Origin of the sequence: Streptomyces sp. NPDC002795, from assembly GCF_042888725.1 — a bacterium.
Taxonomy (GTDB): Bacteria; Actinomycetota; Actinomycetes; order Streptomycetales; family Streptomycetaceae; genus Streptomyces.
In genome coordinates this window covers 190,118-215,369 of record NZ_JBIAQB010000011.1, presented here as the reverse complement: position 1 = coordinate 215,369, position 25,252 = coordinate 190,118, and the positions used below count along the sequence as shown (strand labels likewise).

The 25,252-nt window shown below is 71.1% G+C and carries 22 protein-coding genes and 1 tRNA gene; 10 read left to right on the top strand and 13 right to left on the bottom strand.

Going from position 1 to position 25,252, the window contains the following annotated elements:
• Positions 1 to 47 precede the first annotated feature (47 nt).
• From ACFYWS_RS30855 to ACFYWS_RS30835, 5 genes are all read right to left on the bottom strand, one after another.
• Positions 48 to 500, bottom strand: coding sequence for a hypothetical protein (locus ACFYWS_RS30855; RefSeq protein ID WP_389281884.1), 453 nt, complete (start codon positions 498 to 500; stop codon positions 48 to 50).
• Between the two features lie 257 nt (positions 501 to 757).
• Positions 758 to 1,612, bottom strand: coding sequence for an S-methyl-5'-thioadenosine phosphorylase (locus tag ACFYWS_RS30850; protein ID WP_389281882.1), 855 nt, complete (start codon positions 1,610 to 1,612; stop codon positions 758 to 760).
• Positions 1,613 to 1,695: 83 nt separating this feature from the next.
• Entirely contained in the window at positions 1,696 to 2,055 is a 360-nt protein-coding gene (locus tag ACFYWS_RS30845) for an FmdB family zinc ribbon protein (protein WP_389281880.1), read from the bottom strand.
• A 69-nt stretch (positions 2,056 to 2,124) separates the two neighbouring features.
• Entirely contained in the window at positions 2,125 to 3,417 is a 1,293-nt protein-coding gene (locus ACFYWS_RS30840; protein WP_389281878.1) for an MFS transporter, read from the bottom strand.
• 234 nt (positions 3,418 to 3,651) lie between these two features.
• Positions 3,652 to 5,154 carry a potassium/proton antiporter gene (locus ACFYWS_RS30835; protein WP_389282036.1) on the bottom strand — a complete coding sequence of 501 codons (1,503 nt, stop codon included), beginning with the start codon at positions 5,152 to 5,154 and terminating at the stop codon, positions 3,652 to 3,654.
• 213 nt (positions 5,155 to 5,367) lie between these two features.
• Here ACFYWS_RS30835 and ACFYWS_RS30830 point away from each other — a divergent pair, with 213 nt between their 5' ends.
• Complete coding sequence (locus tag ACFYWS_RS30830; RefSeq protein WP_389281876.1) at positions 5,368 to 8,121, top strand: penicillin acylase family protein; 2,754 nt, start codon at positions 5,368 to 5,370, stop codon at positions 8,119 to 8,121.
• A gap of 71 nt (positions 8,122 to 8,192) precedes the next feature.
• On the opposite strand, the gene ACFYWS_RS30825 is transcribed toward ACFYWS_RS30830, so the two are convergent.
• Positions 8,193 to 8,825: a 5-formyltetrahydrofolate cyclo-ligase gene (locus ACFYWS_RS30825; protein ID WP_389281874.1), complete on the bottom strand. Its 633-nt coding sequence runs from the start codon at positions 8,823 to 8,825 to the stop codon at positions 8,193 to 8,195.
• Between the two features lie 94 nt (positions 8,826 to 8,919).
• On the opposite strand from ACFYWS_RS30825, the gene galU reads away from it, so the two are divergent.
• From galU to ACFYWS_RS30790, 7 genes are all read left to right on the top strand, one after another.
• Entirely contained in the window at positions 8,920 to 9,822 is a 903-nt protein-coding gene (gene galU, locus ACFYWS_RS30820; protein ID WP_389281872.1) for a UTP--glucose-1-phosphate uridylyltransferase GalU, read from the top strand.
• 132 nt (positions 9,823 to 9,954) lie between these two features.
• Positions 9,955 to 11,301 (top strand): gephyrin-like molybdotransferase Glp, encoded by a 1,347-nt coding sequence (glp, locus tag ACFYWS_RS30815; protein WP_389281870.1) that lies wholly within the window; start codon positions 9,955 to 9,957, stop codon positions 11,299 to 11,301.
• Between the two features lie 108 nt (positions 11,302 to 11,409).
• On the top strand, positions 11,410 to 11,919 hold the full coding sequence (gene moaC, locus ACFYWS_RS30810; RefSeq protein WP_389281868.1) for a cyclic pyranopterin monophosphate synthase MoaC: 510 nt from the start codon (positions 11,410 to 11,412) through the stop codon (positions 11,917 to 11,919).
• Positions 11,916 to 12,464, top strand: a complete 549-nt coding sequence (locus ACFYWS_RS30805) for a molybdenum cofactor biosynthesis protein B (protein ID WP_389281866.1) — start codon at positions 11,916 to 11,918, stop codon at positions 12,462 to 12,464. The genes moaC and ACFYWS_RS30805 overlap by 4 nt, the downstream gene beginning before the upstream one ends.
• A gap of 20 nt (positions 12,465 to 12,484) precedes the next feature.
• Positions 12,485 to 13,129, top strand: a complete 645-nt coding sequence (locus ACFYWS_RS30800; RefSeq protein WP_389281865.1) for a GNAT family N-acetyltransferase — start codon at positions 12,485 to 12,487, stop codon at positions 13,127 to 13,129.
• A 171-nt stretch (positions 13,130 to 13,300) separates the two neighbouring features.
• Positions 13,301 to 14,524: a gephyrin-like molybdotransferase receptor GlpR gene (glpR, locus tag ACFYWS_RS30795; RefSeq protein WP_389281863.1), complete on the top strand. Its 1,224-nt coding sequence runs from the start codon at positions 13,301 to 13,303 to the stop codon at positions 14,522 to 14,524.
• Between the two features lie 91 nt (positions 14,525 to 14,615).
• A tRNA-Ala gene (locus ACFYWS_RS30790) sits at positions 14,616 to 14,689 on the top strand.
• Positions 14,690 to 14,767: 78 nt separating this feature from the next.
• Here ACFYWS_RS30790 and ACFYWS_RS30785 read toward each other — a convergent pair.
• Positions 14,768 to 15,274, bottom strand: coding sequence for a GNAT family N-acetyltransferase (locus ACFYWS_RS30785; protein ID WP_389281861.1), 507 nt, complete (start codon positions 15,272 to 15,274; stop codon positions 14,768 to 14,770).
• Positions 15,275 to 15,341: 67 nt separating this feature from the next.
• On the opposite strand from ACFYWS_RS30785, the gene ACFYWS_RS30780 reads away from it, so the two are divergent.
• Complete coding sequence (locus ACFYWS_RS30780; RefSeq protein ID WP_389281859.1) at positions 15,342 to 16,142, top strand: exodeoxyribonuclease III; 801 nt, start codon at positions 15,342 to 15,344, stop codon at positions 16,140 to 16,142.
• A gap of 80 nt (positions 16,143 to 16,222) precedes the next feature.
• On the opposite strand, the gene ACFYWS_RS30775 is transcribed toward ACFYWS_RS30780, so the two are convergent.
• The 4 genes from ACFYWS_RS30775 to ACFYWS_RS30760 all read right to left on the bottom strand — a co-directional run bounded on the left by ACFYWS_RS30775 (position 16,223) and on the right by ACFYWS_RS30760 (position 19,936).
• The gene (locus ACFYWS_RS30775; protein ID WP_389281857.1) at positions 16,223 to 16,426 is read right to left on the bottom strand and encodes a hypothetical protein; all 204 of its coding nucleotides are present in this window, start codon (positions 16,424 to 16,426) and stop codon (positions 16,223 to 16,225) included.
• A gap of 134 nt (positions 16,427 to 16,560) precedes the next feature.
• On the bottom strand, positions 16,561 to 17,436 hold the full coding sequence (locus ACFYWS_RS30770) for an SDR family oxidoreductase (protein ID WP_389281855.1): 876 nt from the start codon (positions 17,434 to 17,436) through the stop codon (positions 16,561 to 16,563).
• Positions 17,433 to 18,404 (bottom strand): alpha/beta fold hydrolase, encoded by a 972-nt coding sequence (locus ACFYWS_RS30765; protein WP_389281853.1) that lies wholly within the window; start codon positions 18,402 to 18,404, stop codon positions 17,433 to 17,435. The genes ACFYWS_RS30770 and ACFYWS_RS30765 overlap by 4 nt, the downstream gene beginning before the upstream one ends.
• A complete protein-coding gene (locus ACFYWS_RS30760; protein WP_389281852.1) occupies positions 18,401 to 19,936 on the bottom strand; it encodes a flavin-containing monooxygenase in 1,536 nt (511 codons plus the stop codon). Before ACFYWS_RS30760 ends, ACFYWS_RS30765 begins: the two co-directional genes overlap by 4 nt.
• A 131-nt stretch (positions 19,937 to 20,067) precedes the next feature.
• On the opposite strand from ACFYWS_RS30760, the gene ACFYWS_RS30755 reads away from it, so the two are divergent.
• Positions 20,068 to 20,742, top strand: coding sequence for a MerR family transcriptional regulator (locus ACFYWS_RS30755; protein ID WP_389281850.1), 675 nt, complete (start codon positions 20,068 to 20,070; stop codon positions 20,740 to 20,742).
• Here the strand turns inward: ACFYWS_RS30755 and ACFYWS_RS30750 are convergent.
• Together ACFYWS_RS30750 and ACFYWS_RS30745 are read right to left on the bottom strand one after the other, a co-directional pair.
• Positions 20,731 to 21,741 (bottom strand): DUF6528 family protein, encoded by a 1,011-nt coding sequence (locus ACFYWS_RS30750; RefSeq protein ID WP_389281849.1) that lies wholly within the window; start codon positions 21,739 to 21,741, stop codon positions 20,731 to 20,733. The genes ACFYWS_RS30755 and ACFYWS_RS30750 overlap by 12 nt on opposite strands.
• A 120-nt stretch (positions 21,742 to 21,861) precedes the next feature.
• Complete coding sequence (locus ACFYWS_RS30745) at positions 21,862 to 25,191, bottom strand: S41 family peptidase (protein ID WP_389281848.1); 3,330 nt, start codon at positions 25,189 to 25,191, stop codon at positions 21,862 to 21,864.
• Positions 25,192 to 25,252: the final 61 nt, after the last annotated feature.

The following is a 25,252-nucleotide window of genomic DNA, read 5'->3' as shown; positions in this document are numbered from 1 at the left end:
ACCTGTCCAATTCGGTAGCTCGATCGGGGGACTTGGGGAGATATACGTCACCACACCGTCACCGCCAGCCTGGAAGCGGCTCCGGAGCCCGCGAGTCGCGCCGCGACCGCGCGTTCCACCGTCAGCACCACCAACGCCCCGCCGGGCGTCGAGGTTTCGCCGATGCCGCTGTCTTGACCGAGAGTTGGCCCCGGCTTCGGCACGGACGCCACGCGGGCGCCGGACGCGAGGACCCGCACTCCCGGCCTGCCGTCCGCCCGCGCCGCCACCACGTCGACCCGGTCGCCCGGCCGCAGCAGCCGCACCGCCCCCGCGTCCGCGATCCGCACCGGCGCCGACATCATCACTGCGGACGCCGCGGCCCGCCCGCCCGGCGCAGCCCCCGCGTGCGGGGGCTCGGGTCCGCCTCCCGCGCCGGACGAGGGCACCGCGGCCGCCAGCGCCGCCGCGGTCAGGACGAGCCCCGCCGCCACGGCAGGCCGGCGTCGGCGCCCACTCACACGCCCCGACCGCCACCGCGCGCCGCGTACACGCACGGGAGGGAAGGGCGGCACCTCGGACGTCGGGGGAATGCTGAGCTCGTACGGGACAGGTACAGATGCGGACACAGTCGCCACCGCCTGCGGATCGGTCGGGCCGGACGGACACGGCGCCCGTCTCACCGACCACGATCCGCCCGCGCGCCACATCCCGCCGGAGCCCGTGCACTACCGAGCGGTTGTGGACAACTCCCTCACCCGAAGGGGGAATTCAGGGCTCACGGCAGCCGGAACCCCGGATCCATCCCGCCCAGCGCCCCTGCGCACGGGCAGTCCCGCTCCGCGTCCGCCGGCAGCCCCGCGACCACGTCGAACAGCACCGTCCGCAGCCGGTCCACGTTCGCCGCGAACACCTGGAGCACCTCGTCGTGCGAGACGCCCTCGCCGCTCTCCGCGCCCGCGTCCAGGTCCGTGACGAGGGTCAACGACGTGTAGCAGAGCTCCAGTTCACGGGCGAGCATCGCCTCAGGGTGCCCGGTCATCCCGACCACCGACCAGCCCATGTCGGCATGCCACCGGGACTCGGCGCGGGTCGAGAACCGCGGCCCCTCGACCACCACGAGCGTCCCGCCGTCCACCGGCTCCCAGCCCTTGCCGCGTGCCGCCTTCACCGCGACCCTGCGCCCCGCTGGGCAGTAGGGGTCGGCGGGCGAGACGTGCACGACGTTCGGCACGGTCCCGTCCGGCAGCGGGTGCCCGTCGAAGTAGGTCTGCGCCCGCGACTTCGTACGGTCCACGAACTGGTCCGGCACGAGCAGCGTCCCCGGCCCGTACTCGGGCCGCAGGCCGCCCACCGCGCACGGGCCGAGGACCTGCCGCACGCCCACGGAGCGCAATGCCCACAGGTTGGCGCGGTAGTTGATGCGGTGTGGCGGCAGATGGTGGCCGCGGCCGTGCCGGGGCAGGAAGGCGACGCGGCGCCCCGCCACTTCACCGAGGAAGAGCGAGTCGCTCGGCGGCCCGTAGGGGGTGTCGACGCTGATCTCTGTCACGTCGTCCAGGAACGAGTAGAAGCCGGAGCCGCCTATCACGCCGATCTCGGCGGCGGCGCTTGCGTTCACGTTGGTCGCCATGGAGCAGCACAGTAGTCACGCGGGGAACGCCGAAGACCCTGTCGTCACAGGACGACAGGGTCTCGTAAGAATTCGCAGCGCTGCTACGCGGCGGAGGACGTCGAAGAACTCGATGAAGACGACGACGAAGACGACGAAGACGACGAAGACGACGAAGACGACGAGGACGTCGACGGCTTCGAGTCCGAGGACGGCTTCGAGTCAGAGGACTTCGACTCCGAGCTGGTCGACGACGTCGACGACGCCGGGCTGCTGCTCGACGAGGAGCCACGGCTGTCGTTGCGGTAGAAGCCGGATCCCTTGAAGACGATGCCGACGGCCGAGAACACCTTCTTGAGGCGGCCGTTGCAGCTGGGGCACTCGGTCAGGGCATCATCGGTGAACTTCTGCACCGCCTCGAGGCCCTCGCTGCACTCGGTGCACTGGTACTGGTAAGTCGGCACTGTGTCTTCCTCCTGGCACTCTCACTCGATGAGTGCTAACGACGATCCATAGTGACCTATTCCGCGGAATCAGTCCACTGCCACGGGCTCGCGGTGACCCACACCACGTGCCACGGTCCGCCCCGCCGAGGGCGGCGTGAGCCGCGAGCGCAGCAGGAACAGGACCACCAGGGCGAGCACCGTGCCGCCCATCGGGACGAGGAAACCGGCGCCGTCCCAGAGGCGGTCCTCCAGCTGTCCGGACACCGAGACGGCGGCCGCCTGGCCGAGCGCGACAGCGCCGGTCAGCCAGGTGAAGGCCTCGGTGCGGGAGCCCGCGGGGACGATCTTCTCGACCAGCGTGTAGCCCGTGATCAGGGTCGGCGCGATGCACACGCCGACCAGCAGGCCGAGCCCGGCGAGCAGCACCACGGACTGCGCCGCCCACAGGCCCGAGGCCATGACCGCGAGGGCCGTGTAGCCGACGAGGAGCCGGCGCCGCGGGGCGATCTTCCACGCGATGGCGCCGCAGACCAGGCCCGAGAGCATGTTGCCCGCGGCGAAGATCCCGTACAGCACGCCGTTGAGGCCGGGCTCGCCGATCGCCTCGGTGTACGCGGCGAGCGACACCTGCATGCCGCCGAAGACGGAGCCGATGCCGAGGAACGTGACGATCAGGACCCGCACACCGGGGACGCGGAGCGCAGAGGTGTGCTGCACGCGCGCGTGCCCCTCCAGGGCGGCCACGGGAGGCTGGGTGCCCTTCTGGGCGGCGAACAGGAGGCCGCCGACGAGCGTGAGCGCCGCCTCGGTGATGAGGCCCGCGGCCGGGGCGATGCCGGTGCACAGGGCCGTCGCGAACAGCGGGCCGAGTACGAACGTGAACTCGTCGGTGACCGACTCGAAGGCGGCGGCCGTCTGCTTCAGCGGCGAACCCTGAAGCTGCACGCCCCAGCGGGCGCGCACCATGGGCCCGATCTGCGGTGTCGAGGCACCCGTGGGCACGGCGGCCAGGAACAGCGTCCAGGTGGGCGCCCCGGACAGCGCGAGCGCGGTCAGGGTGATCCCGGCCGCGGAGTGCACGAGCACGCCGGGCAGCAGTACGGCACGCTGCCCGAAGCGGTCGGCCAGCTTGCCGGTGTAGGGCGCGAAGAGCGCCATGGCGACACCGGTCGTCGCGGAGACCGCGCCCGCGGTGCCGTACGAGCCGGTGGTGTGCTGCACGAGCAGCACGATGGAGATCGTGAGCATCGCGAACGGCTGGCGCGCCGCGAAGCCGGGGAGCAGGAATGTCCAGGCCCCGCGGGTGCGCAGGAGCTGCCCGTAGCCGGGGCGTTCGGCCCGCTGGGTGCCGGGTTCGGCGACCGTGTCCTTCTGTGGCACGGTCCTTGCCTTTCTGCCGCCTGGTAGCGCGCGGTCCTCCTGGTGAGGGGTGCGCGCCGAGAGCCGTCCTCATGCGCCGGGAACCGAGTGATACCTACGGTCCGCGCCAGGAGAGGCCCTGGGCCAAGCAGGTCAGGCTGTGAAGCACAGTGCTGCAAGGGGACCGCGGCCGCTTTGCGGTCGCGCCGGCTCTACTTCAGGCAGAGTCGGTCGTACATGGTCTGTGCATCCATGCTAACGGGCTTCCGGGCCCGCGGTACCCAGCCAGCCGGCCAGCTTTCCGCCGAGGGCGACGGCCCGCAGGCGCGCCTCCGCGGCGTCCCGCACCGGGTCCGTGGCGACGACCAGGAGCTCGTCGCCCCGGCGGAGCACGGTGGTCGGGGCGGGCACGGAGGAGGTGCCGTCGCGGACGACGAGCGTGACGGCGGCGCCCTTGGGCAGCCGCAGTTCGCCGACCTCCACGCCGTGCATCCGCGAGCCGTCCGGGACGGAGACGGACAGCAGGTGCCCGCGCAGCCGCTCCAGGGGCGCCGATTCGATGCCGAGGTCTGCGGCGTCGGACGAGCTGCTCAGGCGCAGCTTCCTGGCGAGCCACGGCAGTGTGGGTCCCTGGATGAGCGTGTAGACGACGACCAGGACGAAGACGATGTTGAAGATCCGCTGGCTGCCGGCGATGCCGGTGACCATCGGGATGGTCGCCAGGATGATGGGCACGGCGCCGCGCAGCCCGGCCCACGACATGAGGGCCTTCTCCGCCCACGGTATGCGGAAGGGCACCAGGCTCACGACGACCGACAGGGGGCGCGCGACCATCGTGAGGACCAGGCCGATGAGGAGCGCGGGCACGATGTCGTCGGCCAGTTCGTGCGGGGTGACGAGCAGCCCGAGCAGGACGAACATGCCGATCTGTGCGATCCAGCCGAGTCCTTCGGCGAAGCCGCGGGTGGCCGGCCAGTGCGGCAGCTTGGCGTTGCCCATCACCATCGCGGCCAGGTAGACGGCGAGGAATCCGCTGCCGTGGGCCATGGCGCCCGCGGCGTACGCGGCGGTGGCGATGGCCAGGACGGCGATCGGGTAGAGGCCGGAGGCGGGCAGGGCCACGTGCCGCAGGCCGAAGGAGCCGAGCCAGCCGACCGCGAGCCCGATGGCGGCGCCGATCGCGAGCTCCAGGGCGATCTCGCCGACGAGGACGTACCAGTGCTCTATGGGTCCTGCGGCGGAGAACGCGACGACAAGGATGACGACAGGGGCGTCGTTGAAACCGGACTCCGCCTCCAGGACGCCGGTCACGCGTGCCGGAAGCGGCACCCTACGTAGAACGGAGAAGACGGCCGCCGCGTCCGTGGAGGAGACCACCGCGCCGATGATGAGTGCCTGTCGCCATTCGAGGCCCACCAGGTAGTGCGCTCCGGCGGCCGTCACCCCCACGCTGACCGCGACGCCCACGAGTGACAGGGCGGCGGCCGCTGGGAGCGCGGGTTTGATCTGCTTCCACTTCGTGCCCAGACCGCCTTCGGCGAGGATCACGACGAGTGCCGCGTAGCCGATGACCTGCGTCAGTTCGGCGTTGCTGAAGGAGACGTGGCCGATCCCGTCCTGGCCCATGACGACGCCGATGCCGAGGTAGAGCAGGAGGCTCGGCAGTCCGCTGCGCGAGGAGATGCGGACGGCGGCGACCGCCACGAGCAGCACGAGTGCGCCGACGAGCAGGAGCTGGTTGAGCTGGTGGACAGTCAGGGGCTGTTCCTTTCAGGAGGGGCACTTCGACACTTCGACAGGGGAAGTTACTTCGTTACCTTACCTAATCGTTAACGCTTTCTTGATGCCGGATTGGTCACGCCGCTCTACGTAGAACGCTGCTTCCCCACTCCGCGTCCGGAGCCGCACCGCACTGCTCGTAAGGTTGCTCTCGCCCTCCCGCCCGGTTAGCGAAGGACAGCAAGGACCGCGATGCCCTCCACTACGAATGCCTCTGCCGGCAGCCCGCCCGGTAAGAAGAAGGGGCGCCGCGCCCGACTGATCGTGATCGTCCTCGTGTTGGCCGTCCTCGCGGGCATCGGATTCGGCGCCTACTGGAGCGTCGACAGCGTCCGCGCGTCCATGCCGCAGTCGACGGGGTCCATCCAACTCGACGGGCTCGACGGGCCGGTGCAGGTCAAGCGGGACAGCTACGGGATCCCGCAGATCTACGCGTCCTCGGATCACGACCTGTTCATGGCGCAGGGCTACGTGCAGGCGCAGGACCGGTTCTACGAGATGGACGTGCGGCGCCATACGACCTCCGGTCGGCTCTCCGAGATGTTCGGCAAGGGCCAGGTCAAGACCGATGAGTTCCTGCGCACCATGGGCTGGCGCCGGGTGGCGCAGAAGGAGTACGACTCCAAGCTGTCGCCCGCGACCAAGAAGTACCTCCAGGCGTATTCCAAGGGGGTCAACTCCTACCTGGGCGGCAAGAGCGGCAAGGACATCTCCGCGGAGTACGTCGCGCTCGGCTTCGAGAACGACTACAAGCCGCAGAAGTGGGACCCGGTCGACTCGGTGGCCTGGCTCAAGGCGATGGCCTGGGACCTGCGCGGCAACATGCAGGAGGAGATCGACCGCTCGCTGATGACGAGCCGGCTCGGCCCGAAGCAGATCGCCGACCTGTACCCCGACTACCCGTACACGCGGCACAAGCCGATCGTCCAGGAGGGCGGGTACAACAGCGCCACGCAGTCGTTCGACGCGTCCTCCGGCGGCGGCACGAGCACGCAGTCGACCGGGGCGGCGGGCACCGGCCTGACGGGCGACACAGCGGCCCCCGGCGGCCTCCAGGGCCAGCTCGGCGGCCTCTCCAAGGTCCTGGACGAGATTCCCGACTCCGCGGGTCTCGGACCCAACGGCAACGGCATCGGCTCCAACTCGTGGGTGGTCTCGGGCGACCACACCATCACCGGCAAGCCGCTGCTCGCCAACGACCCGCACCTGGCTCCGCAACTGCCGTCCGTCTGGTACCAGATGGGCCTGCACTGCACGAGCGTCTCCAGTAAGTGCCAGTACGACGCGTCGGGTTACACCTTCGCCGGCATGCCGGGCGTGGTCATCGGCCACAACCAGAACATCTCCTGGGGCCTGACCAACTCGGGCGTCGACGTCAGCGATCTCTATCTGGAGAAGTTCAGCGGCGACGGCTACCTGGTCGACGACAGGACGGTGCCCTTCAAGACCCGCAAGGAGACCATCAAGGTCGCCGGCGGCGACTCGAAGACGATCACGGTGCGGGAGACCGACAACGGGCCACTGCTGTCCGACCGCAACTCCGAGCTCGTGAAGGTCGGCAAGAAGGCCGGCGTGGACGCGGCGGCCCCCGACCGCGGCGACGGCTACGGCATCGCGCTGCGCTGGACCGCGCTGCAGCCGGGCAACACCATGGACGCCGTCTTCGAGCTCGACAAGGCGTCGAACTGGTCCGAGTTCCGCAAGGCGTCCGCCGACTTCCAGGTGCCCTCGCAGAACCTCACCTACGCCGACACCGAGGGCAACATCGGCTACCAGCTGCCGGGCCGGATCCCGACCCGCGGCGAGGGCGACGGCTCGCTGCCGTCCCCCGGCTGGGACTCCAAGTACCGCTGGACCGGCTACATCAAGCAGAACGAGCTGCCCTACGAGTTCAACCCGAAGCGCGGCTACATCGTGACCGCCAACCAGGCCGTGGTCGACGACAGCTACCCGTACACGCTGACCAAGGACTGGGGATACGGCACCCGCAGCCAGCGCATCACCGACCTGATCGAGTCGAAGATCAAGGACGGCGGCAAGGTCTCCACCGACGACATGCGCACCATGCAGATGGACAACAGCAGTGAGATCGCCAAGCTGCTCGTGCCCTACCTGCAGAAGATCGACGTCAAGGACAAGGACGTCAGGGACGCGCAGCAGCTCCTGGAGAACTGGGACTACACGCAGAACCCGGACTCGGCCGCCGCGGCCTACTTCAACTCCGTGTGGCGCAACATCCTCAAGCTCGCCTTCGGCAACAAGCTGCCCAAGGAGCTGCGTGTCGAGGGTCAGTGCCTGAGCGTCGAGCCGGTCGACAAGACGGGCCCCGCCGACGAGGACCGCAAGGTCCGCGAGTGCGGCGAGCGGGACACGCACTCGGCGCAGCCGGACGGCGGTGACCGCTGGTTCGAGGTCGTCCGCAAGATCATCAAGGAGCCGAAGAACGACTGGTGGAAGACGTCGGGCAGCCGCACGGACGACCCCACTGGGAACCGTGACCAGCTGTTGGGGCGCGCCATGGAGGACGCCCGCTGGGACCTCACGGCCAAGCTCGGCAAGGACATCGACACCTGGAGCTGGGGCCGGCTGCACAAGCTGGAGCTGAAGAACCAGACCCTCGGCATCGAGGGCCCCGGCTGGCTGAAGTACGTGCTCAACCGCGGCCCCTGGAAGCTGGGCGGCGGAGAGGCGGCCGTGAACGCGACCGGCTGGAACGCCGCGGGCGGCTACGGAGTCGACTGGGTGCCGTCCATGCGGATGGTGGTCAACATGGCGGACCTCGACAAGTCCAAGTGGATCAACCTGACGGGCGCCTCGGGGCACACCTTCAGCGACCACTACACGGACCAGACCGAGAAGTGGATCAAGGGCGACCTGCTCCCGTGGCACTTCTCCGAGAAGGCCGTCGGTGACAGCACCGAGGACTCGCTGGTCCTCAAGCCGTAGCCGTACCTATGCCGAAGGGGCCTCCACGCGTGCGTGGCGGCCCCTTCGGCATAGGGCAGAAGCGCATGGGTTCAGAAGCGCCGCACGCCCGAGGGCGTCACCACCGCGTCCACGGCCTTGTCGTGCGCCTCCTGGGGGAGGTGCGCGACGACCTCGCTGTCGTGGAGCAGTACGACCAGCGCGGGCCGCACACCGGCCGCCTGAAGGCGCGCGAGCACCCGGTCGTACGAGCCGCCGCCGCGTCCGAGTCGCATTCCGCGCGCGTCCACGGCGAGCCCCGGCAGCAGCACCGCGTCCGCCTCCAGGACGGCGGCGGGGCCGAGCCGCTCGCCGCCGGGCTCCAACAGGGCCATCTTTCCCGGGTGTCGCACGGTGGCGAGCGAAGCCGCCCCGTCGTACGCGCCCCAGTCCAGGTCGTTGTCGGGCAGCAGGGCCGGCAGCAGTACGCGCGTCCCGCGCGCGCGAAGGGCGTCGAGGAGGGCGCCCGTTCCCGGCTCGCCGCCCACGGAGACATACGCCGCCACCGTGCGGGCGTTCGCCAACTCGTCGAGTTCGAGAGCCCGCCGGGCCACGGCCCGCTCCGTCTCCCGTATGTCATCCTCCGTCAACGCGTTCCTCACCCGGAGGAACTCCCTGCGCAATGAACGCTTGTCAGGGTGGACGCCGCGCGGGTCATCTGCGGACTCACTGATGTGCGGACTCATGGCCGGGTCACAAACCTCTCCTATTCGACGCATATATGTGCCTACAAAGCGGACCCACAGATTCCGCCCATAGCAGCCGGATATGGTGACCCGCATGACTGACGCGCACACCAGGATCACCAAGGCTGTCATCCCCGCCGCGGGCCTCGGCACCCGGTTCCTGCCCGCCACGAAGGCGACTCCCAAGGAGATGCTCCCGGTCGTCGACAAGCCCGCGATCCAGTACGTGGTCGAAGAGGCCGCGTCCGCGGGACTCGGCGACGTACTGATGATCACAGGTCGCAACAAGCGCCCGCTGGAGGACCACTTCGACCGCAACCACGAGCTGGAGGCGGCCCTTCAGAAGAAGGGCGACGCGAACCGCCTGGCCAAGGTCCAGGAGTCCAACGACCTCGCCACCATCCACTACGTGCGCCAGGGCGACCCCAGAGGCCTCGGCCACGCGGTCCTGTGCGCCGCCCCCCACGTGGGCGACGAGCCGTTCGCGGTGCTGCTCGGCGACGACCTGATCGACCCCCGCGACCCGCTGCTCCAGAAGATGGTGGAGGTCCAGGAGGAGCACGGCGGCAGCGTCATCGCGCTCATGGAGGTGGAGCCCTCCCAGATCCACCTCTACGGATGCGCCGCGGTCCAGGCCACGGCGGACGGCGACGTCGTGCAGGTCACCGACCTGGTGGAGAAGCCGGACCCGGCCGACGCCCCCTCCAACTACGCGATCATCGGCCGCTACGTACTCGACCCCGCCGTCTTCGGCATACTGCGCAAGACCGAGCCCGGCCGCGGCGGCGAGATCCAGCTCACCGACGCGCTCCAGCAGCTCGCCGCCGACGAGAAGATCGGCGGCCCCGTGCACGGCGTCGTCTTCAAGGGCCGCCGCTACGACACCGGCGACCGCGGCGACTACCTCAAGGCGATCGTCCGCCTCGCGTGCGAACGTGAGGACCTGGGCCCGGAGTTCCGCTCCTGGCTGCGCGGCTACGTCGCCGAGGAGATCTGACACCCCGCTCTCCGGCGGACCTGCGCCCCGGTACGGCACACCGCCTCCGGGGCGTCATCTGTTGCCCGTGGTAGTAACACCTGAGGCCACCGGAGAATCAGCAACACCGGCACGAGGAGCAGGGGAGCAGCAGTGAACAGTTTCAGTGCGACGACGGAGCGGGCCCAGATCTGGTCGGTGGACGAGCATCTGGAGGACATCCTCGCCGCCGTCGACGCGCTCGACCCCATCGAGCTCCAACTCCTCGACGCGCAGGGCTGTGTGCTCGTCGAAGAGGTGACGGTCCCGCTGTCGCTGCCGCCGTTCGACAACAGCTCGATGGACGGGTACGCGGTGCGTGTCGCGGACATCGCGGGTGCGAGCGAGGAGTTCCCCGCCGTGCTCACGGTGATCGGTGACGTCGCCGCGGGCCAGGCCGAACAGCCCACCGTCGGCCCCGGCGAGGCCGCCCGCATCATGACGGGCGCCCCGCTGCCGCCCGGCGCCGAGGCCGTCGTCCCCGTGGAGTGGACCGACGGAGGGCTCGGCGCGGGCCCCGTCACCACGATGGCCGCCCACAGCGCGGCCCCTGAGGGCGCCTCAGGCGAGGTCCGCGTACACCGCCCCGCCGAGGCACGCGCGCACGTACGCGCGCAGGGCAGCGACGTGCAGGCGGGCGACCGGGCGCTCACCGTCGGCACCGTCCTCGGCGCGCCGCAGATCGCGCTGCTCGCCGCCATCGGCCGCGGTTCCGTACGCGTGCGTCCGCGCCCGCGCGTGGTCGTCGTCTCCACCGGCACCGAACTCGTCCAGCCCGGCGAACAGTTGGCGCCGGGCCAGATCTACGACTCCAACAGCTTCGCCCTCACCGCCGCCGCCCGCGACGCCGGAGCCATCGCCTACCGGGTCGGCGCGGTCGCCGATGACGCGGAGACGCTGCGCTCCACCATCGAGGACCAGCTGATCCGCGCCGACCTCATCGTGACGACGGGCGGCGTCAGCGTCGGCGCGTACGACGTGGTCAAGGAGGCCCTGAGCGGCATCGGCGACCCGGACGACGAGGAGGGCATCGGGGCCGGCAGCGGCGTCGAGTTCCGCAAGCTCGCCATGCAGCCCGGCAAGCCGCAGGGCTTCGGCTCCATCGGCCCCGACCACACCCCGCTGCTCGCACTGCCGGGCAACCCCGTGTCGTCGTACGTCTCCTTCGAACTGTTCGTACGCCCCGCGATCCGCGCCCTGATGGGCCTGCCCGAGGCCGCCGTGCACCGCCCGAAGGCCCGCGCGACCCTGACCGCCGACAAGGCGCTGACCTCGCCCTCCGGCCGCCGCCAGTTCCTGCGCGGCGTGTACGACGCCGAGGCGGGCGAGGTCGCCCCCGTCGGCGGCGCGGGCTCGCACCTCATCGCGGCGCTCGCGCAGGCGGACTCGCTGATCGTGGTGCCCGAGGACATGACGTCGGTGGAGCCGGGCGCCGAGGTGGACGTGGTCCTGCTGGGCTGAGAGCCGGGCTGAGAGGGCCGACTGTCGGAGGCTCGCGATAGCGTGTCGCGCACTAATCGTCCGGCGCGCCGCACCGCGCACGGCTCGGATCGGGAGCGCCACAGCACCATGAGCACTTCGAAGCAACAGCAGGACCAGACCGACCGGCTCACGCACGTCGACGAGGCGGGCGCCGCCCGCATGGTCGACGTGTCGCAGAAGGACGTCACCGCGCGCACCGCCCGCGCCAGCGGCCGCGTCCTCGTCTCGCCACGCGTGGTGGAGCTGCTGCGCGGCGAGGGCGTGCCCAAGGGGGACGCGCTCGCCACGGCACGCATCGCGGGAATCATGGGCGCCAAGCGCACGCCCGACCTGATCCCGCTCTGCCACCCGCTGGCCGTGTCCGGGGTGAAGCTCGACCTGTCCGTGGCGGACGACGCCGTGGAGATCCTCGCCACCGTGAAGACCACGGACCGCACGGGCGTCGAGATGGAGGCGCTCACGGCGGTCTCGGTCGCCGCGCTCACCGTCGTCGACATGGTCAAGGCGGTCGACAAGGGGGCCGTCATCTCGGACGTACGGGTCGAGGAGAAGACCGGGGGCAAGTCCGGGGTGTGGAACCGGGAGGCGCGGTCATGACCGACAGCTACCGCGCCCTGGTCGTCACGGCCTCCAACCGGGCCGCCGCGGGGATCTACGAGGACAAGGGCGGCCCCCTGATCGCCGAGGGCCTCAGAAAGCTGGGCTTCGCCGTCGAGGGCCCCCAGGTGGTACCGGACGGCGATCCCGTGGAGGCCGCCCTGCGGGCCGCCGTCGAGGCGGCGTACGACGTCGTGATCACCACCGGCGGCACCGGCATCTCGCCCACCGACCGCACCCCCGAGGCGACGTCCCGCGTCCTCGACCGCGAGGTGCCGGGCATCCCGGAGGCGATCCGCGCGTACGGCCGGGAGAAGGTGCCCACAGCGGCGCTCTCGCGTGGCCTCGCGGGGGTCGCCGGGCGCACACTGATCGTGAACCTGCCGGGTTCCAGCGGGGGCGTGAAGGACGGGCTCGCCGTCCTCGGGCCGCTGCTGACCCACGCCGTCGACCAGATCCGCGGCGGCGACCATCCGCGAAGCGATTCCGGGCCCGACGGAAGCGGGTCCAGACCCGACGCCCAGGCACCCGGGGGTGCGCACTGAACAGCCCGTCGTGGCCCGTCGTGCTGGTGGAGGGCGATGTCGTCCTCCGCCCCATAAGGCTGCGCGACCAGCGTGCCTGGCGCGAAGTGAACCGGCGCAACCGCGACTGGCTGCGCCCCTGGGAGGCGACCATCCCGCCGCCCACGCCGAGCGGCCCGATCACCCATCGCCCGACATACCGTCAAATGGTGCGCCACCTGCGCTCGGAGGCGAACGCGGGCCGGATGCTGCCCTTCGTCGTCGAGTACCAGGGCCGCCTCGTCGGGCAGTTGACCGTCGCCGGGATCACCTGGGGGTCGATGTGCTCGGGTCACGTCGGGTACTGGGTGGACCAGTCGGTGGCGGGCCGGGGCGTGATGCCGACGGCCGTCGCGCTCGCGGCCGACCACTGCTTCCGCACCGTGGGGCTGCACCGCATCGAGGTCTGTATTCGGCCGGAGAACGGGCCGAGCCGCAGGGTCGTGGAGAAACTCGGATTCCGCGAGGAGGGACTTCGTCCACGATATCTTCACATCGACGGGGCCTGGCGAGACCACCTCGTCTTCGCGCTCACCGCCGAAGAGGTCCCGGAGGGACTCCTGAGGCGTCGCCGTCGCGAGCGACGCGGCAATGCCGCAGGTCCGAGTGCCCCCAATACGGTCGATCCGGGCACGACCTCGAAATGAAATAAATGTTCGAAATTGATCGATGAGGAACCGTCAGGGGCCATTGAATTCCCCCGAAGGTCGGCCCATTGATCACATCCATCGCAAAAAAGCTCGGATTATCAGCCAGATCGTGCGACACACCGGCTCAATTGGCGGATGCCCCCGCGTAAACCCCTCTACGGTGTGTCCGTGAGCAGCAGCGGCCTCATCTACGCAGTCATCGTCGGGGCCTGGGCCGCCTACTTGGTGCCGATGTGGCTCCGTAGGCAGGACGAGTTGAACGAAGCTCGTCCGACGGAACGCTTCAGCACCGCCATCCGGCTTCTCTCCGGTCGGGCGGGCATGGAGCGCCGGTACGCCAAGGACCTGCAGGCGCGCTCGCCCGAGGAGGACGAGCGGCGCGGCGACCCGGTCGACCCGGACGCGCCCACCGATCCGGTGGACGTCCGGGACTTCGGCATGTCCCCGTCCGGGGAGCGGCGCGCCCCGCACCCGGGGCGCGAACGCCGCGACAGCCGTGAACATCACGATTCCGCCCGGGAGTTCGCGGAACCCGCCCGTGAGCCCGAGCCGAAGCCCGAGCCCACGGCACCCGCCAAGTCCCGCACCGCCCGCGCCGCTTCCGCCTCCGCCGCGGCCGAAGCGCAGGCCGCGCGCGCCCGGCGCACCAAGGTGCTCGCGCGCCGCCGCCGCACGACCGTGCTGCTCTTCGCCGCCTTCAGCATCGGCGCCGTCGTCGCCGCTGTCGGCGGCGTCGCGTTCCTGTGGGCGCCCGCGGCCCCCGCCCTGCTCCTCAGCGCGTACATCGTCTACCTGCGCACCCAGGAACGACGCCGCTTCGCCTACGTCATGGACCGCCGCAGCGCCGAGGTCGCCGCGCAGCGGCTGCGGGAGCGCCAGCCGCGCAGGCGGCAGCAGGCCGCGGCCCGCGCCGCGGCCGAGGACCAGGAGGAAGGACCAGCGGTGGACGAGACCGCCACCGACCCCGGCCTCGAAGCCCTCGCCGCCGACCGGCGCGCCCTCGTCGAGCAGACCGATCATCAGGAGTGGGTCGACCAGCAGCGCGACCGGCAGCGCCACCCGGGCGCGGGCGACAGCTGGGACCCGGTCCCCGTGCCGCTGCCCACCTACGTCACCGCCCCCGTCGCCCCGCGCGCCGGCGGCGGCATCGACTACAACGCACCCGAGACATGGAGCTCCGCCCGCTCCTCCGCCGCCGAACAGGCCGCGCAGCGGCAGCCGCAGCCGCAGGAGGAGCACGCCCCGGAGTCCGCCGAGCCGGTGGCCGACGACGGTCGCAGCGACGCCCGCCGCGCCGCCTCCGCCCGCCGCTCCCGCGAGCGCGGCCGCACTCCGCTCTTCGACCAGTTCGACGACGGCGCCGACGGCCGGCCGCGCGCCGCCAACGAGTGAGCCGGACCACTTCGGGGTCCGCCCTGCTGACCAGCCAGGGAACGGATTTCCAAGCACCCGGATCGGGGTGCTAGAGTTTCACTCGTTGCAAGGGCGTGTGGCGCAGTCCGGTAGCGCACCTCGTTCGCATCGAGGGGGCCAGGGGTTCGAATCCCCTCACGTCCACTGCAATGAAAGCCCCCGACGGGAAACCGTCGGGGGCTTTCGCGTGCCCGCGCCTCCCCGTGTGTCCGCGCGGCGCGCCTACAGGGACTTCGCGAAGCACCGGCTCAACTCGTCGAACCGGTAGTGGCCGAACCGGGCGCACGGCTCGTAGCCGCTCGACGTGTACAGGGCTATCGCCTCCGGCTGCTTGAGGCCCGTCTCCAGAACCATGCGGGTGCGCCCCGCCGCCCGGGCGTCCTCCTCGAGCGCCCCGAGGATCCGCCGGGCCAGGCCCAGGCCGCGCGCCTCCGGAGTGACGTACATGCGCTTCAGCTCGGCGTCGCCGTCCGCGTACCCCTCGTCGTTCGCCTCCTGGCCACGCCAGCCGCCGGTCGCCAGCGGTGTGCCCGAGGCGTCGTACGCGAGCAGGTAGAGGCCGCGCGGCGGCTCGAACATCGTCGGGTCCAGCGGCGTGACATCGCCCTCGTCGCCGTAGCGCTCCGCGTACTCGAGCTGGACGCGGTCGTTCAGCGCGATCGCGTCGCGGTGGCCGAAGGAGGTGGGGCGCAGGGCGGGGGCCCCGACCCCGGGAAGCTGAATACTCATGCGACACATCGTAACTCTATGCGGGTGCTTGCGGTGGGGCCGTCCAGTCTGCCGGTATCGTGCCGGGGTGCTGACTGTGACCTCTGTGAATGTGAACGGGCTCCGGGCCGCCGCCAAGAAGGGCTTCGTGGAGTGGCTCGCCGAGACCTCCGCCGACGCCGTCTGCCTCCAGGAGGTGCGCGCCGAGCCGCACCAGCTGCCCGAGAGCGTGCGCGAGCCCGAGGGCTGGCACGTCGTGCACGCGCCGGCCGCCGCCAAGGGCCGGGCCGGTGTCTCCCTCTATACGCGGCGCGAGCCCGAGCGGGTGCAGGTCGGCTTCGGCTCCGCCGAGTTCGCGGACAGCGGCCGCTACGTCGAGGTGGACCTGCCGGGCGTCACCGTCGCCAGCCTCTACCTGCCCTCCGGCGAGGTGGGCACGGAGCGCCAGGACGAGAAGATCCGGTTCATGGGGGAGTTCCTGCCCTACCTGAAGTCCCTGCGCGAGCGGGCCGCCGCCGACGGCCGCGAGGTCGTGGTCTGCGGCGACTGGAACATCGCCCACCAGGAGGCCGACCTCAAGAACTGGAAGGGCAACAAGAAGAACTCCGGCTTTCTGCCGGAGGAGCGCGAGTGGCTGTCGTCCGTCTTCGAGCCTTCGGACGGCGGGTACGTCGACGTGGTGCGGGTCCTGCATCCGGATGTCGAGGGGCCGTACTCGTGGTGGTCGTACCGGGGGCGGGCCTTCGACAACGATTCAGGTTGGCGCATCGACTATCACGTGACGACGCCGGGGCTCGCCGGGCGCGCGGTGAAGGGCTTCGTCGAGCGGGCCGCGACGCACGACGAGCGGTGGTCGGACCACGCGCCCGTCACCGTCGTGTACGCGTAGTCGTCGGCGCCGGCGAGTCGACATGACTGGGCCCCGTCCGCATCTTCGGACGGGGCCCAGTCACATGTGTTCAGGTGGCGTCACTGCTGGAAGCGGTCCTTCGCCTTCTGGGCCGCGTCCCGCGCCTTGTCCTTGGCCTGGTCCGTGCCTTCCTTGGCGCGGTCCTGGCCTTCCTGTGCGCGGTCCTGGCCTTCCTGGGACTTGCCCTCGGAGCCGCCCATGGCGTCCTTGGCCTTGTCCTGCAGCTGCTCGGCCTTGTCCTTGAACTGGTCAGAGATACCCATTTGATGCACTCCATGAAGGATGGGGGGTGGGCCTCGATCAGACTTACACGGCGCCCCGTATGTCGCATTTCGATCAATGACGGACAGTGTTCGGGGTGCGTCGCCAAGGGCCGCGCGGACCGGGAAGTCGCAGTTCAGCGGCTCCGTGCGGCCTCGTCGGCGGCTCCGCCCGCCCCCACGAGGCCCTTGGACACGCTGCCGAGGCGGCCCTCGAAGCCCCGCATCCGCCGCTGCCCCACGATCCCGATCGCGGCGGGCAGGTATCCGCGTATCCCCTGCATGCCGCGCAGCCACCACTGCGCGTACACGTGGGTCGAGCGCCGCTCGATGCCCGCCACGAGGCGGTCGACCGCCGGGCCCAGCGGGTACGTCTTGTTCGAAGGCCACGGCAGCTGCTGGCGCAGTTCGCGCATCACGTCGTCCTGGTCGGCGCCGCGCACCATGTCGGTGTCCGTCCACGACAGATAGCCGACGGCGACGCGTACGCCCTTGTGGCCGACCTCGGCGCGCAGGCTGTGCGCGTACGCCTCCACGCCCGACTTCGACGCGCAGTACGCGGTCATCATCGGGGCGGGGGTGATCGCGGCGAGCGAGGCGATCTGGAGCAGGTAGCCGCGGGACTCCGTCAGTACGGGGAGGAAGGCGCGGGCCGTGACGGCGGAGCCGATGAGGTTGACCTCGATGACGCGCCGCCACGCGACCGGGTCGGATTCGGCGAAGGGTCCGCCGGTCGCGACGCCCGCGTTGGCGATGACGATGTCGACCTTCCCGAAGCGGTCCTTGACCTCCTGCGCGACCTGCGCCATCGCCACGTGGTCCGTGACGTCCGCGTGCCACCAGTCGGCGTCGGAGTGCAGCCGCGCGGCGACCTGCTTCAACTCGTCCGGCTCCAGGCCGACCAGCGCGATCTTCGCGCCGCGCGCCGACAGCTTGCGGGCGAGCAGTTCGCCCACGCCCCGCGCGGCTCCCGTGACGACCGCGACCTGACCTTCGAGACTGACCTTGCTCATGCGGCATCCGCCCCCTTCTGCGACTGCGACTGTGGCTGTGACTGCGGGTGTATGTACGACTGGGACAGTTCGCGGATCTTCGCCGTGATGGCTTCGGGGGCCTCGACGGGCGTCATGTGGCCGAGCCCAGCCAGCTCGGTCAGGCCCGCGCAGTTGGGCAGCGCGGCGGCGATCCGGCGGGCGTGTGCGACCGGGGTGAGCCGGTCGGCGGTCCCCGCGACGACGGCGACCGGCATCGTCAATTCGCCGACACCGGCGTCGAGTTGGAGCTCTTCCAGTACGTGCGACCAGCCGTACCGCACCTCGCGCGGGCAGGCGTGCACGATCCGCGCGCAGGCCTCGACCTTGTCGGGGGCCGAACCCGGGCCCATCGTCGCGTACTTGAGGACCCGCTTTCCGACCGGTGTGACGGGTCCGAGCGGTGCCTTCGAGCCGAGGATCGCGCGGGTGACCCGGGTGCGCAGACTGCCCGCCCGCATCAGCGGCACCACGGTCGCCTCGGCGACGAGCGCCGAACTCCCGGTGCTGCACAGCAGGACGGCGGCCGCGTGTTCCTGGAACTTCGGGCGCCCGGCGGCGGCCATCATCGTCATGCCGCCCATGGAGTGCCCGGCGAGCACCGCCTGTTCGCCCGGTTCCAGCGTCGCGCCGAGCACGGCCTCCAGGTCGTCAGCCAACATGTCGGTGGTGTACGGGAGTTGGGCGGCGGCCGGGCTGCGGCCGTGGCCCCGCTGGTCGTACACGATTACCCGGTGGTCGGTGGCGAGGGCCCGCGTCTGCGCGGCCCAGAACGCCGTCGAGCAGGTCCAGCCGTGCGAGAGCACCACGGCGGGGGCGCCCGTGTCCTCGGAGGGGCCGTGCACCTCGACGTGCAGCCGCGCCCCGTCCGCGGAGGTGACGGTCAGCTCGCGGGCGGCGACGGGCGGCGCGTACGGCCCCGTCGTCACATGGCGCATCAGACGGCTCATGCGGCGTTCACCTCAGCCTTCTTCTTGGTACGCGGCGTGGGCGCGGCCGGCTCCGCGGGCGCGCGCACCACCTCGTACTCGCCTACGTCGACATGCCGGGTGGCGTGCCGGAACTCGGTGGTCGTGCCCGGCCACACCGTCGTGTTGACCCCGTTCTCGTCGAGGTACCAGCTGTCGCAGCCGCCGGTGTTCCACACGGTGCGCTTCATGCGGTCCTGCACGCGGTTGTTCCAGCCGGTGACGGCGGTCTCGCGCGGGTTCAGGGCGACCCGGCCGCCGAGGACGTGCAACTGCCGCATGTAGTCGGCCAGGTAGTTCAGCTGGGCCTCGATCATCAGGATCATCGAGGAGTTCCCGAGGCCGGTGTTCGGCCCGATGACGGTCATGAAGTTCGGGAACCCGGCGGCCGTGGCGCCGCGCAGCGCCTTCATGCCGTTCTTCCACGACTGCATGAGCGTGTCGCCGTCGGCGCCGATCACCCGGTCCGCGATCGGCATGTCGGTGACGTGGAAGCCGGTGCCGAAGACGATCGCGTCGACCTCGGCCTCACTGCCGTCCGAGGCGACGAGGGTGTTGCCGCGGATCTCGCTCAGTCCTGAGGCGACGACGTCGACGTTGGGCTGTGCGAGCGCCGGATAGTACGTGTTGGACAGCAGGATCCGCTTGCAGCCGATGCGGTAGTCCGGTGTGAGCTTCGCGCGCAGCGCCGGGTCCTTGACCGCCCGGTACATGTTCCGCTTGGCGAGCTGCTCGACCATGCCCAGTTCGCCCGGGTGCTTGGTGAACGCCTGGACCTGCAACTCCCGGATGCCCCACAGGAGTCCGCGCCGTGCCTGGGTGGTGAAGGGCAGCTGCCGGTGCAGCCAGCGCTCGGCCTTCGAGATGGCCCGGTCGGCGCGCGGCATCACCCACGGCGGCGTGCGCTGGAAGAGGGTGAGGTGTCCGACCTCCTTCTGGATGGCCGGCACGATCTGGATGGCCGACGCGCCCGTCCCGATCATGGCGACGCGCTTGCCCCGGAGGTCGTACTCGTGGTCCCACCGCGCGGAGTGGAAGACCTTGCCGGGGAAGGTGTCGATCCCGGCGATGTCGGGCGTCTTCGGGTCGGACAGCGGTCCTGTGGCGGAGACGACGACGTCGGCGGTGAGTGTCCCCTTCGCCGTGTCGATCTCCCACCACAGCTTGTCGTTGTCCCAACGCATCTGCCGCACCTCGGAGTTGAGGCGGATGTGCGGCCGCAGCCGGAAGGTGTCGGCGACGTGCTCCAGGTACTCCCAGATGTGCTCCTGCCCGGAGAACGTCCGCGGCCAGTCCGGGTTGGGCGCGAACGAGAAGGAGTACAGGTGGGACGGCACGTCGCACGCGCATCCTGGGTAGCTGTTGTCGCGCCAGGTCCCGCCGACCGCGCCGGCCCGCTCCAGGACCACGAAGTCGGTGATCCCCTCGCGCCGCAGCCTGACCGCCGCGCCGAGGCCGCCGAAGCCGGATCCGATCACCGCCACTCGTACGTGCTCGTGCTCCTGCTCGGTCATCCGGGCGCCTCCCTTGCCGCGCGACTCTGCCAGTGAACACTGGCGTAATCTGGAGAGTAGAGGCTCCGCGTACTCGTGGGTAGGGGTCGGACCAAGGAAAGTTACCGGCAGTACGACATAAGGTTTCCGGCGTGGCACAGGATGAGGCGGGACACGGAAAGCGGCGCGAGTACCGCATGGCGGAGCTGGCGAAGGCGGCCGGCGTCACGGTCCGCACCGTGCGCTTCTACCGCGAACGCGGGCTCATCAAGCCGCCCCGCCGCGAGGGCCGCATCGCCTGGTACGACGAGACGCACCTGGACCGCCTGCGCACCATCGCCTCGCTGCTGGACCGCGGCCACACCCTCAACGGGATCAGTGAGCTCTCCGAGGCCTTCGACCGCGGCCGTGACGTCGGTGAACTCCTCGGCGTGCAGCCCACGGAGGAGGTCCCCGTCCGCCTCTCCGCCGCCGAACTCGCCGACTACTTCGCGGACGACGTCACGCCCGAGAACCTCCAAGCCGCCCTCGATCTCGGCTACTTGGGCATCGACGGCGAGGAGATCGTGCACGTCAGCCGCCGTCTGCTCGACATCTCGGCGGCCCTGGTCCGCGAGGGCATCCCGCTGGCCGACGTACTGGCGGCGGCCAGGCGGGTGCGCGACCACGCCGACGCCCTGGCCGCGCTCTTCACCGACCTCGTCGCCGCCCACGCCTCCGACAAGGACATCGACCGACTGCGCCCGCTCGCGAAGGGTGTGGTGGAGGCGGAGCTGTCGCTGGCGATCGACCGGAGACTGGAGTCGCCGGACGGGTCACCTGGGTAGCCACCAACGAGCCTTGTAGATCCCGCCGTTGACGTACGTGAACGTCCCGCCGGGCCGGTGCAGGCTCACGGTCGTCGTCCACCAGGTCTCCCCGAGCCCGGCCTCCGGCACGGTGGTGACCACCCGCCCGGTCCGCGGATCGTCCCCCACGCACTTCACGGACTTCCGGGCGATCTCCGAGGCCCCCGCGAAGTCCCGCACGAAGCTCCGGCCCGCGATGTCGTACTGGAACACCGACGCGGTCGTCGTCACCCACATCCGCCCCGGCGACCCCGCCACGGGGAACAGGTCGTGCCCACCGGCGGACTTCCCCGGAGTGGCGACGGGCAGGGCCACGCCGAACTGCCGCACCAGCGAGGGCCGTACGCGCGACCCCTCCACCCGGTAGGCCACCAGCTCGTCGGAGCCCATGGCCCACAGCACCTCGCGCGTGGAGTCCCAGTGCAGCCCGTGCGCCCCCTTCAGCGCGGCCTCCGTGTACCGCGTGGAGTGCGGCCCGAGAGAAGCCGCGTACAAGCGCACCCGTGCCCCTGTGCTGCACGCGACGGCGACGTTCCCGTCGGGAAGGAGCTCGGCGGTGTGCGGGTTGAGCAGATCGTCCCCGGGCCCGAGCGCCCCGGCCCAGTAGCGCCGCCCGCTCGGCCACTCCACCACGCCCGCGAACCCGAACGAGGCCGTGGTCAGCACGTACGTACGCCCGCGATACCGGCGCACCTTCGCCTCGTTCGGATACACCCAGCTGATGTCGGGCTCGGCGTCCCGGTACCGGGCGTCGCCCACGGGCGAGAACGCCCACCGCACGACACCGGGATCCACCGCCGGGTCCCACACCCGCACCCGCGAGTCCATCACCAGCAGCCGCTTGCTCGCCTGCTCGGTGATGAGGACGGGTGGCAGCCCGGAGGGTGCGGCCGCCGCCCTCCCCGCACCGCCGAGCGTGAGCCCCGCCCCGATTCCCGCGGCGCCGAGCAGTACCTCTCTTCGTGAACGGTGCGACATGAAACCCCCTGGCAGACAGGTAGTTGAGCGCGACATCGCCATGTGTGCGCCCAGAATCTGTCATGCCAGGGGTGGAGCGGGTAAGTCCCGCGCCGGACATTGGTCCGGCGGAGCACCCGGTTACCGCGGTGGCAGTGTCGGCCGCCTCCGGTCCGGGACGTCCGAGTAGTCCGGCGGATTCGTCGCGCCCTGTTCCGCCAGCAGGTTCAGCGCCAGCTCCACGGCGTCGTCGAGCTGGGCGTGGCGGCCCTCCGCCCAGTCGAGGGGGGTGCGCAGGGCCTCGATGTCCGGTTCCACGCCCCGGTTCTCGATGGACCAGCCGTACTGGGGGAACCAGGCCGCGTTCATCGGCACCGTGATCACCGTGCCGTCGCCGAGCTTGTGCCGTCCTGTCATGCCGACGACGCCGCCCCAGGTGCGCTGGCCGACGACCGGGCCGAGCGCGAGCAGCTTGAACGCGGCCGCGATCATGTCGCCGTCCGAGGAGGTCGCCTCGTCGGCGAGGGCGACGACCGGGCCGCGCGGGGCGTTCGAGGCGTACGAGACGGCCTGGGCGTTGCGGGTCAGGTCCCAGCCGATGATCTTCCGGGTGAGCTTCTCGACGACGAGCTCGCTGATGTGGCCGCCCGCGTTGCCCCGTACGTCGACGATGAGCGCGGGCCGGGAGACCTCCATGCGCAGGTCCCGGTTGAACTGGGCCCAGCCGGAGCCGCCCATGTCGGGGATGTGCAGGTAGCCGCACTTCCCTCCGCTCAACTCGCGTACGACCGCGCGGCGTTTGGCCACCCAGTCCTGGTACCGCAGGGGCCGTTCGTCGACGAGGGGGACGACCGCGACGCGGCGGGGGCGGCCGCCGCCCTCAGCCGGTGTGAAGGTGAGCTCCACCGTCGTGCCGCCCGCGCCCGCGAGCAGCGGGTAGGGGCCCGTGACCGGGTCGACCGGACGGCCGTCGATGTGGGTGAGGACGGCGCCGTCGCGGATGCCGGTGCCGGCGAGCGGGGAGCGGGCCTTGGAGTCGGACGAGTCGCCGGGCAGGATCCGCTGGAGCGTCCAACTGCCGTCCCGGCAGACGAAGTTGGCGCCGAGCAGGCCCTGTGCGCGCTGGTAGTGCGGCGGGCCCTCGTTGCGGCGGGCGGCGGCCACGTAGGCGTGTGAGGTGCCGAGTTCGCCGAGGACCTCGCGCAGGAGGTCCGCGAACTCGTCGGGCGACGCGACGCGTTCGACCAGCGGACGGTACTGGTCGAGCACCGCGTCCCAGTCGATGCCGCACATCTTCGGCTCCCAGAAGAACGCGCGGATGATCCGGCCCGCCTCGTCGTACGCCTGCCGCCACTCGGCGCCCGGGTCGGCCTCGTGGAGGATGCGGCGCAGGTCGATCCAGACCGTCGTGTCGTTGTCGCCCGCCTCGGTGGACGGCACCGCCTCCAGTTCGCCCTCGTCGACGACGACGAGCCGGGAGCCGTCGCCGCTGACCGCGAACCAGTCCATGTGGGCGACGAGTTGGGACTTCTTGCCTTTGACCAGGTCGAAGTGTTCGAGGGTGGGCTGGGCCGAGGGGTCGGCCGGGTTGGCGAAGGTCTCGCCGAGCGCGCCGGAGATCGGCCAGCGCAGCCACACCAGACCGCCGCCGGCCACCGCGTGCAGCGAGGAGTACTTGGACGCCGAGACGGGGAACGGCACGACGCGGTTGGCGAGCCCCTCGATCTCCACGGTCGGCGTGCCGTCGCCGCCCGCGTCCTCGACCGGGTCGAGGCCGCCCGCCGCCGTCCGCCCGTCGGGGGAGAGCGCGAACGGGGACGACGTCGCGGAGGACAGCGGTACGAGGTAGGGGCGGCAGCCCAGTGGGAACGACAGGTCGCCGGTGTGCACGTCGTAGACGGGGTCGAAGCCGCGCCAGGAGAGGAAGGCGAGATAGCGGCCGTCCCGCGTGAACACTGGGTTCTCGTCCTCGAAGCGGCCGTTGGTGACGTCGACGATCGTCGTCGCCTCGCCCTTCGCCGGGCCGACCGCGCCGATCGCGGTGGATCCGCCGCCCCGGTTGATCCGGGCCATCTTGATCTGCCGCAGCGAGCGGCCGATGCCGGGGTGCGACCAGGTCAGCCAGGAGCCGTCGGGGGAGAAGGCGAGGTCGCGGACGGGGCCGTTCGTGGAGCGGATCAGCTCCGTGACGGCCGGTTCCTCCAGCGGTGCCTCGCCGCCCTCCTCGCCGACGTCGATGAGCAGCAGCCGCCCGTCGTTCGAGGCGATCGCGAGCCGCTCCCCGTCCGGGGCCGAGACCAGCTCCTGTACGCGGCCCAGCTTGCCGGAGGCGAACCGGCGCGGTGCCCGGTCGCCGCTGGCCCGCGGCAGGTAGGCGATCTCGACGGCGTCCTCGCCGTCGGCGTCGGTGACGTAGGCGACCTGTCCGCCGGAGCCCAGCATCTCGGGAAGGCGTACGCGCACGCCCGGGGTGTCGGCGATGGTGCGGGCGGGGCCGTCGCGGTGCGTGAGCCAGTAGAGGCTGCCGCGGACGACGACGGCGCTGGCCCGGCCCGTCTCGTCGACGGAGAGCGAGTCGACGTGGAGGGCGGCGGGGACCTGGTAGCTGCGGCGCCCCGCGCGGGGGCCGCCGAGCCGGACCCGCAGCTTGCGCGGCACCGAGTCGGGATCCAGGTCGTCGAGGATCCACAGGTCGCCCGCGCACTGGTAGACGACGCGGCTGCCGTCGGTGGTGGCGTGCCGGGCGTAGAACGAGTCGTGGTCGGTGTGGCGGTGCAGGTCGGTGCCGTCGGGGCGGCAGGAGTAGACGTTGCCGACGCCCTCGTGGTCGGAGAGGAAGGCGATGCGGCCGTCCACGAACATCGGGTCGTCCAGATGTCCGTCGAGGTCGGCGAGGATGCGCTGTCCGTGCACCCACAGCCGGCCCTGGGCCCCGCCCCGGTAGCGCTTCCACGCGGCCGGCTCGTGCGGCGGCGTACCCGTCAGGAGCAGGGTCTGGCGCTCCCCGTCGACGTCGGCGACCTGGATGTCGGAGACGGGCCCCCAGGGGAGCTTGCCGCCGGGGGAGCCGTCGGTGTGGACGCTGTAGGCGAAGGTGAAGTACGAGAAGGGCTCGCCGTGCGAGGCGACGGCGAGGATGTCCCCGTCGGGCGACCAGCCGCGCACCTGGGTGTCCGTGCTGCCCCAGTACGTGAGCCGGCGCGCGGAGCCGCCGTCGACCGGCGTCACATGGATCTCCGGATCGAGGCTGCGCCACGTCGTGTACGCGATCTGCCGGCCGTCGGGGGAGAAGCGCGGGTGGCTGACCTTTGTGCGGTCCACGGTGACCCGCCAGGCCCGCGCCGAGCCGTCGAGCGGAGCGACCCACAGGTCGTCCTCGGCGGCGAAGCACAGCCGCTCGCCGTTGATGTGCGGGAATCGCAGGTACGCCCGGCCGTCCGCATCCTCGGTTGCCTCAGTCGCCTCAGTCACCTCCTCATGCTTTTCCGCGACGCGGGCTCCGGCAACCGGGACTCGCGGAGAAGAGTGCGGG